The sequence below is a fragment of the Streptomyces sp. NBC_01750 genome (assembly GCF_035918095.1).
Lineage (GTDB): Bacteria > Actinomycetota > Actinomycetes > Streptomycetales > Streptomycetaceae > Streptomyces.
Genome location: NZ_CP109137.1, coordinates 852,709 through 863,536, shown reverse-complemented (window position 1 = coordinate 863,536; position 10,828 = coordinate 852,709). Strand labels below are relative to the sequence as shown.

The 10,828-nt window shown below is 70.2% G+C and carries 8 protein-coding genes; all 8 read right to left on the bottom strand.

Annotated features, from left to right (window positions below; translation table 11 throughout):
- Positions 1-19: 19 nt before the first annotated feature.
- Positions 20-2,212, bottom strand: a complete 2,193-nt coding sequence (locus OG966_RS03825) for an AAA family ATPase (protein WP_326647922.1) — start codon at positions 2,210-2,212, stop codon at positions 20-22.
- 33 nt (positions 2,213-2,245) lie between these two features.
- Positions 2,246-3,232, bottom strand: coding sequence for a DUF4255 domain-containing protein (locus OG966_RS03820; RefSeq protein WP_326647920.1), 987 nt, complete (start codon positions 3,230-3,232; stop codon positions 2,246-2,248).
- A gap of 4 nt (positions 3,233-3,236) precedes the next feature.
- On the bottom strand, positions 3,237-3,956 hold the full coding sequence (locus OG966_RS03815; RefSeq protein ID WP_326647919.1) for a hypothetical protein: 720 nt from the start codon (positions 3,954-3,956) through the stop codon (positions 3,237-3,239).
- Positions 3,949-4,695 carry a T4 family baseplate hub assembly chaperone gene (locus tag OG966_RS03810; protein WP_326647917.1) on the bottom strand — a complete coding sequence of 249 codons (747 nt, stop codon included), beginning with the start codon at positions 4,693-4,695 and terminating at the stop codon, positions 3,949-3,951. The genes OG966_RS03815 and OG966_RS03810 overlap by 8 nt, the downstream gene beginning before the upstream one ends.
- Positions 4,696-4,725: 30 nt before the next feature.
- On the bottom strand, positions 4,726-5,250 hold the full coding sequence (locus OG966_RS03805) for a phage tail protein (RefSeq protein ID WP_326647916.1): 525 nt from the start codon (positions 5,248-5,250) through the stop codon (positions 4,726-4,728).
- A 29-nt stretch (positions 5,251-5,279) separates the two neighbouring features.
- Positions 5,280-7,130, bottom strand: coding sequence for a phage tail sheath C-terminal domain-containing protein (locus tag OG966_RS03800; protein ID WP_326647915.1), 1,851 nt, complete (start codon positions 7,128-7,130; stop codon positions 5,280-5,282).
- A 472-nt stretch (positions 7,131-7,602) separates the two neighbouring features.
- Positions 7,603-9,165 (bottom strand): APC family permease, encoded by a 1,563-nt coding sequence (locus OG966_RS03795; protein ID WP_326647914.1) that lies wholly within the window; start codon positions 9,163-9,165, stop codon positions 7,603-7,605.
- Between the two features lie 250 nt (positions 9,166-9,415).
- Complete coding sequence (locus OG966_RS03790) at positions 9,416-10,738, bottom strand: globin domain-containing protein (RefSeq protein WP_326647913.1); 1,323 nt, start codon at positions 10,736-10,738, stop codon at positions 9,416-9,418.
- Positions 10,739-10,828: the final 90 nt, after the last annotated feature.

Genomic DNA, 10,828 nt, shown 5'->3' with positions numbered 1-10,828 from the left:
GCTTCACGCCGTGCCTCGTTCAGACCCATCCGTGGACCTCCGAGGGCGTCAAGGAGCGGTCCAGCTTGAGGTATTCGGTACGCGCCGCCTCCAGCATGTGGCGCATCTGGAGCCGGTCGCCCTCCTCCGCCGCGAGGAAGGCGCCCGAGAGAGCGATATTGCGGATGGAGCCGCCCGCCACGGTCAGCCGGGCCAGCAGCTCCGGATCGACGCCCTTCATCGGCGCCCGCGCGGGCAGCACCCGCCGCCAGATCTCGGCGCGCTCGCTCTCCCCGGGGAAGGGGAAGTCGACGACGAAGCGGATACGGCGCATAAAGGCTGTGTCCAGGGCCTGCTTCATATTGGTCGTGAGGATCGCGAGACCGCGATACGCCTCCATCCGCATCAGCAGATAGCTGACCTCGAGGTTGGCGTACCGGTCGTGGCTGTCCCTGACCTCGCTGCGCTTGCCGAAGAGCGCGTCCGCCTCGTCGAAGAGCAGCAGCGCGCCGCCGCGTTCGGCCGCGTCGAAGACCTTGCGCAGGTTCTTCTCGGTCTCGCCGATGTACTTACTGACCACCTGGGAAAGGTCGATGATGAACAGATCCAGGCCCAGCTCCTTCGCCATCACCTCGGCGGCGAGCGTCTTGCCGGTACCGGAGCCGCCCGCGAACAGCGCGGTGACGCCGAGGCCGCGGCGCAGCGTCGCGGCGAAGCCCCATTCCTGGTAGACGGTCGCCCGCTGACGCACATGCGCGACGATCTCGCGCAGGATCCTCGACTGCCTCTCCGCGAGCACCAGATCGCCCCACGTGGCCTGCGGCTCGATCCGCCGGCCCAGCTCGTCCATGCCCATCCGCGCCTCGGTGAGTCCGGCTCTCCAGGCCAGCCCGGTGGCGTCCAGTTCGTCCTCACCGGGCAGATCCCGTACGACGGTCGCGCCGGCGGACCTGATCAGATGCGGCGGCAGCGAGAACTGCTCGACGAGATCCTTCAGATCCTCTTCGGACACCTCTGGCACGTCTTCGAAGGCGTCCGTCCACACGCCGAGTTGCTCCTCGGTGTCGAGGGCCGGGACGGTGACCCGTTCGCCGCGTGGTCGGGCGGTCTGCCGCGGGTCCGGGCTGGAGACCACGAGCGGTACGGCCGCGCTCTCGATGAACGCGTCAGTGGCCGCGGCCTGGTCACGTTCCAGCTCGCCGACCTCGACAAGCAGCGCGGCGGGCAGCAGGATCGCCTCGCGCTGCCACAGCCGCGCCAGCCGGTCGCGCTCGGCGGGGTCGGTCGGCATGTCGTCGGCGGCCATCGCGTACAGACCGAGCCCGGAACGGCGGGCGGCCGCGGCGGCGATGTCGGCGCGGCTGCGCAGATCGCCGCCGACGAGCTCGACGCGGAGTGGTGCGTACGGGCCCGCTCCCGCCCAGCCCGCGGCGACCCGGCTCGCCGCGAGGTCGTACGAGGCCGGCAGCGACTCCGGCACTGTCGTGCGGCGTAACAGCCCGTGCAGCCGGGAGTCCAGGTACGGCGAGCCGACCAGGAAGTGGAGAATGCGCTCGTCGAGGCGTAGCCGTGAGGTGGTCAGCCGGGTCTCGTCGTCCAGTTCGACGAGCCGCCAGCGGCGCAGCGGGGCGACGGGCGTGAGCGCGCTCCAGTGGGCGTCGGCGAGTGCGGCGAGGGCGAGCGAGAAGGTCGGGTGCGCCCGGTCCGGGTCGCCGCTCGCGGCGGCGCAACGGCCGCCGGTGGTGGGGTCCAGCTCCGCGGCGGCGGCGAGCAGGACGACGTCGCGTTCGAAGCGGCTGAGCCCGAAGCAGGCGACGAGCGCGTCCAGGGTGGCGGGAGCGGGGGCGGCGAGCGCCGAGGTGCGGGGTGCGGTGAGCTCGGGCGCGTCGGCGGGCCGCGACCGGTCGGTCGTGGCAGCGACGGTGTTCGCGCGCCGGTCGCTCTCCGCCGCCGCGCCGGTCTCGCGCACTGGTACCGGTACGGGTGCGGCCGCGCCCGCCTCGGGACGCGGCTGCCCGGCTCCGGCGGCAGTCGTGCCTGTGCGCCCATTGCCCGCAGTTGCCGCGCCGGAACCGGCGGATGCCTCGTCCCCCGCCGTCGGGGTCCGGTGCCGCGCGCGCTGTGCGTGGGCGTCGATGCGCGCGAGGACGGACCGTACGGCCGCGGCCAGCGCGCGGCCGTCCGCACCGGCGTCCACCACCGCGCCCGGACCGGTTCCCTCGTCCGTACCCATGTCCTCACCCGCCCCCGTGTCCCGCACCGCGCCTCAGCTGTCCTTGCCGTCTGCGCCCGCGCCTGCGTCGGATCCCGGTGACCGGCCGCCGCCGCTCCCGCTCGCGCCGGAGTCCTTGCCGGTACGGGAGGCGGGCGCGGCCCGCTTGGCCACCGGCTTGGAGACGGTGGACCCGGACGCCGCGGGTTTGCCCGCAGCGGCCTTGCCCGGGACGCTCTTGGACGGCGCGGTCTTGGAGGGCGCGGTCTTGGAGGGCGTGGTCTTTGACGGTGCCGTCCTGGACGCGAGCCGCTTCTTCGCGGCCCCCGGCTCAGCGGCTGCCGTCTGCGCCCCGGCGGCCTCGGTCTCGTCCTCAACCCGCGCCGGCTCCTCGGCCGGAGGCGTGGATCCCGGCGGCACCGGTGCGCCGGGAGCCCCGAACGGCATCACCCGCACCGTCCGCCGCTCCACCGGCTTCGCCGGGACCGGCTTCTCGCGGCCCTCGATCAGGACCAGGGAGGCCTGATACGCCACCGACAGCGTGTACGGAGTCTGGTGGAGCATGCCCCACAGCTTGGACGTCTCGTCGATGTCCATCACCGTCGGCGTGAAGCGCACCTTCTGCGGCGACTCGGCCAGATCACTGCCCGCCAGATACGGACGCTCCGCAGCGAGCTCGATCAACTCCTTGGGCAGCACCGGGATTTCGTGCAGCGTCCGGACCACGCACCCGATCAGCCGCTGGCCGACCAGCTCCGCCTCCTCCCCGTACGCGCTGATCAAATAGTGCAGATCCAGCGGCATGGCAGGGCGCTTGAGCAGTGTGCCGTCCGAAGCGCGCGTCGGCAGGTCGTGATGGCGCATCGAAGGGTTCGGCGTGACCTGGTAGAGGAAGACATTGATGGTCGGCTCGGCCGGCGGCTCGGCCGGCGGCTTACGAGTCTCCACCTTGACCGCGAGGTCCATCTCGGGCCCCAGATTGCTCTCGATCAGCAGTGCCAGGGCCTGGGTGACCGTCGCGAGGGCCAGTCCATTGCTCATGACGTCAGTCCCTCTTCTCGCCGCGCGACAGATAGTCGTCCAAGGTCAGTGCCGGCGCGCGCCGTCCGGTGTGGTCGGAGCGGCCCGTGGCGGGGCGGTTCGCGCCCGCTGGCGGTGCCGCGCTCACTTCCAGCCGACCGATCTGTACGTGTACGACACGCTCGGCCGGCCGGGGCGCGCGCCGTCCCAGTCCGTTCGGCGCGGCGCCGCGGGCGGTGGCGGTGTCGGCGCTGCGGGGCCTTGCCGGGGCGGCGGTGACCGGGGGAGCGAGGTCCGCGGTACGTGGCGTGGCAGCAGTCGGTGTCCACGGCTCGTCGGACCCCGTGGGAGCGGGCGACCGGCGGGCCGGGCGTGGAACGTCGTTGGCGGCAGCTCGCGGTCCGGGAGCCGCGGGCGCCGCAGGCCGCAGCAGTGGTTCCGTGGGAGGCACGGCGGCGACGGCGGGCCGTTCGGGCTCACCGCGCCGGGCCGCCTCGGTCCGTACGACCGTGTGCCGGTCGGTCCGCACCTCCCGCTCCTGACGGACCGACCCGGCCGGTCCGAAGGCGGGGCCCGGAGCGGACGGGATCAGTGAGGCCGGCGCGTCGGGCTCCGGCGGACCGCTCCGCACTGCCTCGACCCGCTCGAACGGGCCGGGCAGCCGCGGCCGGACCCGCGCCGTGCCACCGGCACCCCCGGTCACCGGCGTGTACCGGGCGAGCAGCCGGTCGAAGTAGTCAGGCATCTGCGCACAGCTCCAGGTAGTAGCGACGCCGCAGCGGGCTGAGCGCCAGAATCTCCGGCTCGTTCCACCCGTAGGCGGTGGCGAGCAGATGGACATCGAGCATCAAGTCCCGTGCCCAGGTGTCCAGTTCGGTCCACAGATAGGAGGTGATGTCCAGCTCGGCCGGGGTGGCCTCACCGCACTCGGGGCAGGCGACGTTCAGCGTCACGTCGGCCGCCGGGTCGGCGTCCGCCGCCGTCTCGGCGAGCCGTTGCTGGACCCGCTCCGGCAGGAGCGAGGCCAGCCGCTCCGAGGGAATCGCCTCACCGCCCCGTACGGCCGAAACCGTGCAGCGCGTCACCAGCAGCCGACGGGCCGCCGCCGGATCCGGCACCGCACCGGCCGCCGCGAGGTCGGCGACGGTGGGAAGCCGGAACTCCACCACCCAATCGTCCTCCTCCACTCGCAGCGGCCCGTCCGGTGTACGCGTCCTGGCGCCCAGCAACGTCGCGTCGAGGTCGAACTCCATGGCCTCGCCGCACGACGCACACTCGACACGCACCTGCATGCGCTCGCCGAACAGCGCCCGGCGCAACGCGAACAGGTCCGCTTCCCGCTCGCCGACCGGCATCGACAGCAACTCGTCGGTGCCGGCCCCCGGGCGGGCCGCCCGGTGCAGCAGCAGGGACCTCCCGGATTCGTGCTGTGCCAGCCCGGCCTCCCAGGTGGCGAGCATCCCGGCCGGCCCCGTCGGCGTCATCCCTCATTCCTCCGGTGCATTCCTCCGGGCTCAGGCCGGATGGGTGAAGGAGGGCTCGACCGGCTCCTCCACCTCGTAGTCCCGCTCCCAGCCCTCGCATTCGAGCTTGACGCTCTGGATGGCGACGGCGTTTGCGTTGGCATCCAGCTCACCGAGCACCTGGTACTCGCTGACCCAGGCCCGGTAGAGCTTGTGCGAGACGGCGACCTGCCCGGCCTCGTTGAGTACCTGGATGACGATGTCCTTGCGGAAGTCCCGCAGCGAGACCTCCGCGCCGAGCCCGGCGCCGACCTGCCACACCTTGTTGGCCCAGCGGTCGAACTCCGGGTCGTGGGTGACACCCCGCTCGAGCGTGACGCCTTCGAACTCGGAGCGGCCGGGTGACTTGCGCGGTGAGCTCGGGTCACCGCCGTGGCGGTGCTTGACCACCTCGGTGGTGCGCTTCAGAGGACTGATCTTGCTGATGCCCGCGACCGTTCGACCGTCCCAGAGGACCAGGAACTTGAAATTCTTGTACGGGTCGAAGCGATGGGCGTTTATCTGGAACTCAGCCATCGGTTTCCTTCGTGTTCCTTTTCCTTGGGTTACGAGAGGTCGAACTGCCCGGCGATCTGCTGGATCTTGACGATCACGAACTCCGCGGGCTTGACCGGCGCGATGCCGATCACGACATTGACCACTCCGGCGTCGATATCGGCGTCGGTGGTGGTGTCCTTGTCGCATTTGACGAAGTACGCCTCGCGCGGTGTGCTGCCCTTGAACGCGCCCTGCCGGAACAGGTCGTTGAGGTACGCCGAGGCCTTCAGCCGGATCTGCTGCCAGAGCTGCTCGGTGTTGGGTTCGAAGACGACCCACTGGAGACCGCGGTGGAGGCTCTCCTCGACATGCAGCGCGAGCCGGCGCACCGGCACGTACTTCCACTCGCTGTCGAGCGCGTCCGCGCCCTCGAGCGTGCGCGCGCCCCACACCAGCGGACCCACTACGGGGAAGGTGCGCAGGCAGTTCACGCCCAGCGGGTTGAGCAGCCCGTTCTCCCGGTCGGTCAGCTTGACGCTCAGTGACCGGACACCGGCCAGCCGCGCCTCGGTTCCGGCCGGCGCCTTCCAGACGCCGCGCTCGCCGTCGGTGCGGGCGATGACGCCGGCGATGGCACCCGACGGCGGGAAGGAACGAAGCCGTCCGGTGAGCGGGTCGGTGAGCTGCAGATGCGGGAAGTACAGGCCCGCGTGGCTGCTGCGTACGGGGTCGAAAGCGCCGATCCCGGCCCGTGCGGCATCCACGCTGCCCCAGGTCGAGGGCGAGTCGACGAGCAGGAAGACACGCCGCTCCCGGCAGAGCTGCTCGGCCGCCGACAGTACGGTGACCATGTCTTCGGTGGACTCGTACGCCGAAAGTTCGGGCAGGGCCAGCAGGTTGACGTCGTCCACGTCGCGCAGCGCCTGGACGCCCGTCTTGCGGGCCTCGCTGCCGATGAGGTCGCGCGGACCGGGCGGATCGCCGTCCTTGCCGCCCTCAAGCGGAAAGACCGGCGGGTTGACCGAGGCCTCCAGGCCCAGGTCGTTGGCGCACTCGCCGACGAAGCGGACCACGTCGTCGGGGTCGACGGATCCGGCGACGACCTGGATGCGCCGGCCGAAGGCGGTGACCTCGGCGCCGGCGAAGGCGTGCTTGCCGGGAGCGTCCGGCAGCGCGCGCAGCTTGCGCTCCAGCAGGAGGGCGAGCTCCGTGACGTTGCACGGCGGCTCGCCGTCGTGGTCGGGGTCGTGGAGCGTGAACTCGCGCTCCACATCGTCGATCTTGACCTTCAACTCGACGTTCAGGTTGGGCAGTCCGGCCGCGAAGGGCTTGGAGACAGTGCCGGAGGGGTCGGGCCGGCCCTCGTCCAGAGCCTTTACTCGGACGAGGGAGGAGCCCGCGTTGACGACGGTCTCCACGAAGCGGCCGTGGCCGGAGTTCATCGACAGACCGGTGAAGGACTCGCGGGTCCCGCCGCGCGCGTCGAGGATCTGGAGATTGAACGTCTCGTCCGGAGCCGGGGTGTCGTGGTCGACGGCCACCCGCAGGCCCGAGCCCCAGACTCCGGGCTCCTTGGCGTGCACTTCCAGCACCGGGCACTCGCTGTGCCCCTCGGTGGAGTTGAGCGTGACGCAGGCTTCCTCGCCGGTGCCGGCCTTGGCCACGCGGACGATCACCGCGACCGAGCCGCCGTTGCCGAAGAACTGGTGCACCGCGTAGCTGACGGCGCTCCGCGAGGTCAGTCCGCCGAAGCGACGCTCGAAGTCCGCGAAGCTGGTGATCCGCACCGGTTGATTGAGCGGCCCCCGGCGGGTGTGCCCCACGAACGCGGTCACCGAGGTGGTGACCGAGGCGACGGTACGGATGCTGCTGGGAAGTTCCTCGATGTAAACGCCGGGATAGCCCATGTGCGTCGGCATTCCCCCTCCATTCCCTTCGCGCACCAAGAGATGAGGAGGGGATGTGGACGATCCGCGCGTATGGGTTGAGCGTGCATACGCGCACTCCACTGCATTCCCCCGTCACACACCCCGTGCGATATCGGTCTCGCAGGGCCATCGGCATATGCCTGCGCGTGTGGCTCCTGATGCATGAGTGCCTCCAGGGAGTCTGGTTTGCCTCTCGACGGTGGGTCAAGAGACCGATTTGGTCATCCGGCCATCGTCGGCTTCCGGGGCGATGAGAGGTGATTTGACGTGCTGAGAGTGATATCGCTGACTACATATGAAGAGGAATTCACGAGGGCTTCACAGGAAAATTCGATCCGAGGTGGGAAACAAGCCGAATGAACGCGGCATCGGCGCGCCGCCTTGTGTCCCTTTGGTGAGGGATTGCCGCATTGTTCGACTGCGGGCCGGGAACGCGGCCGCGGGCGCCGGGAGAGGAAGTGGCCTACAGGGGTGGGGACTTGGATGCGGCTCCGACGGGCACATCGGGGTTGCGGAACCAGTCGCTCCGCACTGCCCGCTGAATGAACATCAGGACAACGCCGATCAAGATGGCACCTATGCCGATGACGGACACGCCACCGGTCTCACCGAACAGCGGCAGGTCGATGACGGTGGTTCCGTACTCCGGGTCGGAGTAGACGTGGAAGGCCGCGTAACAGAACAGGCCCAGCAGCATCAGGGCGCCGAGCGCGGGGAGGAGGCCCTTCATGAAGAAGTCGGTGGCGCTGCGGGTGAGGACTCTGCGGAAGTACCACACGCAGGCGAAGCCGGTCAGCCCGTAGTAGAACGCGATACCCAGGCCGACCGAGGCGATGGAGTCCTCCAGGACATTGCCGCTGATGGCCGTCAGCCCGGCGTAGAAGGCGATCGACGCCAGGCCCATGGTGACGGTCGACCAGGTCGGTGTCAGGAAGCGCGGGTGGACACGGGCGAAGACCTCGGGCAGTGCTTTGTGTGTGGCCATCGAGAAGGTGGTGCGGGCGGTCGGCAGGATCGTGGTCTGCGTGGAGGCGGCGGCGGAGGTCAGCACCATCAGGACCAGCATCTTCGCCAGGAACCCGCCGAATCCTTCCGTTCCGAACACTTCGTCGCCGAAGCTGCCCAGGACGTCGCCCGCGTTGTCGGGGTTGGCCAGGCCGATGCCCTTGTCGCCGATCCCGGCGAAGGCCTGGGCCGAGGTGGTCACCAGGACGTAGATGAGGAGCAGTAGAACGGTGGAGATGACGGCTGCGCGGCCGGGGGTGCGTTCGCAGTCGGCGGTCTCCTCGTTGACGGACACGGCGGTGTCCCAGCCCCAGTAGATGAAGACTGCCAGCAGGATGCCCTGTGTCAGGGAGCTGATGGAGCCGATCTCGAAGGGGTTGAACCAGGCCAGGTTCACGTGCAGCGATTCCGTCGGCGCGCTGTCGCTGTACACCTTCACCAGCGCCACGACGGAAAGGACGGCGAGGAGGACGAGCTCGATGCAGAGCAGCCACTTCTGCAGGGCCGCGGAAATCTCGATGCCGATGTAGCAGATGGCCGTCATCACGACGATCCAGATGACGCCGGCGAGAGCCGTCCAGCCGCGGCTGTCGGCCAGGCCGTCTGCTCCGACCAGCCGGAACCCGTACTGGCCTGCGATCTGCGCCAGGTTCGCCATCACGATGATGTCGGCGATGATGATGCCCCAGCCGCCCATCCACCCGGTATGCGGTCCGAAAGCCCGCGCTGACCAGGTGAAGGTGGTGCCGCAGTCCGGGTCCACGGCGTTCATCGCCTTGTAGGCGTAGGCGATGAAGAGCATCGGGATGAATCCCAGAATCACCACGACCGGTGACTGGAGCCCCACGGCGAGGACGATGAAGCCGAGCGTGGCGGCCAGGCTGTACGCGGGGGCGGTCGAGGCGAGGCCGATGGCCACGGAGGAGACGAGGCCCAGCGCGCTGCTCTTGAGCCCCTTCCCGCCCACCGCGGAGGACTGCGGAGGCGGAGGGTTGGGGGATCCGCCGAAGCCTGTTTGCATGAGGCGGCCTTTCGCCGACGGCCACGGGCAGCCCGCCGCCGGAGCGTGTACGGGCGTGCACCGCCATGTATCCGGGATACACCTGTTTGCCCTTGATCGAAAGCTGAGAGCGTCTCTCCGGCCTGGGCAGGTTCCGGCGCGAGTGGCCTCGCAGCTCCAGCGGTCGGCGCGTCCCCACTGCCCGTCGAAGAGCACCGGGAACGGTGACCGGCCCGAACCGGAGTGGTGAACGCGTGCGTGGAGCGGGCCGTCAGACCCGGTCGACCGCGCCGTGCGGCTCGAACCAGCCGCCGCTGCTGCTGTCCTGTGGCGCGGCCAGGTGCCTGGGCTGAGGCTCGGGATGGGGCCGCGGCGGCGGGAGGTCGAGCGGGCGTGTACGGGCGTCCGGATCGATCCAGGTCACGGACGGTGGATCGAGGAACTGCTCCGCGTGGGAGACGTATCCGCGCGGTTGCACCGACGCGGGCAGCGGATCGCGGATAAGCGATTCTGCAGGCAGACCGCAGTCGTGGAGCAGCTCGGCGGTCTCCTGTACGAACATCACGGGGCCGCAGAGGTAGACGGTTTCGCCGGCCCACCCGCGGCGCGCGCTCAGATTGCTGTGCAGACGTTCCGCGGCGCGTATCCGGCCCTTGCCCCGCTCCTCGTACCACCAGTAGGCGCTCAGATAGGGGCGGGCCCGCAGGAGGTCGACGAGAGAGCCGCCGTCGTAGAAGTCGGCCTCGCCGCGGGCAACGACGTCGATACGGATACGAGGCGCGGGCCTGCGGGTGAGTAACTCGTCCAGGACCGCCTTGACCGGAGCCCAGCCCGTGCCGGCGGCGATCAGTGTGACGGCCGGGGTGCCGGGCGGCGGGGTGAGCGCGGATCCCGAGGCGGCGCCCAGCCGCAGCGTGTGGCCCGGCACTGTGCCGTCGCACAGGACATTGCTGAGCAGCCCTTCGGCGACCCGGCCGATATGGAACTCGAGCACACCGCCGCGGCCGGGGCGGCCGGCCAGGGAGTAGGGCCGCCACACGCCCGGCAGATCCGGGTGCTCGATCGTGGCGTACTGGCCGGGGAGCCACGGATAGTCGGCGGAGGGGGCGACGCGGAGGACTGCCGTGTGACCGCCGTGCAGGCGGTGCGAGACGACAGTGGCCTCCCACCACGCAGGCTCGTTCGCGGCGAGCGAGCTCTGCGCTCCGCCGGTCATGGCCGCGGCGACGAATCCGTACACCCGCAGCCAGGCCTTCTCGGTCCGGTCGTCCCAGGTGTGTGTGCTGTGGTAGCGGATGGCGGCTACGAGGCTCTCGCCGACGGCGGTGTAGTCGTCGTCGGCTATCCCGAACTTGCGGTGATCCCGGCCGAGTCGGTTCAGGTGTGCGGGGAGTGCGGGGTGGCCGAGATGCTCCACGACGTGTACCAGCGCGGTGAACAGCCGCTCGTACTGGTCGTCCATCGCGGCGGGGAACAGCGGGCGCAGCCGTGGATGGTGGGTGAAGAGATGCGCGTAGAAGTAGCGCACCACATGGCCGGCCCTGAGTCTGATTCGCTCCAGGCTCGCTGTGACCACATCGATGTCGTCGTCCATGAAATCCCCCGCGCTCCTGCGATGCACTGGCCTGGCCGCGCAGGGTTCGGGGGCGGCAGGGCGGCGCGTCAGCTGAACGCGCGTCAAAAG

Bases quoted from the DNA above. Each gene is read 5' to 3' on its own strand.
- OG966_RS03820 (WP_326647920.1), bottom strand. From the start codon at position 3,232: ATGAGCAATGGACTGGCCCTCGCGACGGTCACCCAGGCCCTGGCACTG.
- OG966_RS03795 (WP_326647914.1), bottom strand. From the start codon at position 9,165: ATGCAAACAGGCTTCGGCGGATCCCCCAACCCTCCGCCTCCGCAGTCC.
- OG966_RS03790 (WP_326647913.1), bottom strand. From the start codon at position 10,738: ATGGACGACGACATCGATGTGGTCACAGCGAGCCTGGAGCGAATCAGA.
- OG966_RS03805 (WP_326647916.1), bottom strand. From the start codon at position 5,250: ATGGCTGAGTTCCAGATAAACGCCCATCGCTTCGACCCGTACAAGAAT.
- OG966_RS03810 (WP_326647917.1), bottom strand. From the start codon at position 4,695: ATGACGCCGACGGGGCCGGCCGGGATGCTCGCCACCTGGGAGGCCGGG.
- OG966_RS03800 (WP_326647915.1), bottom strand. From the start codon at position 7,130: ATGCCGACGCACATGGGCTATCCCGGCGTTTACATCGAGGAACTTCCC.
- OG966_RS03815 (WP_326647919.1), bottom strand. From the start codon at position 3,956: ATGCCTGACTACTTCGACCGGCTGCTCGCCCGGTACACGCCGGTGACC.
- OG966_RS03825 (WP_326647922.1), bottom strand. From the start codon at position 2,212: ATGGGTACGGACGAGGGAACCGGTCCGGGCGCGGTGGTGGACGCCGGT.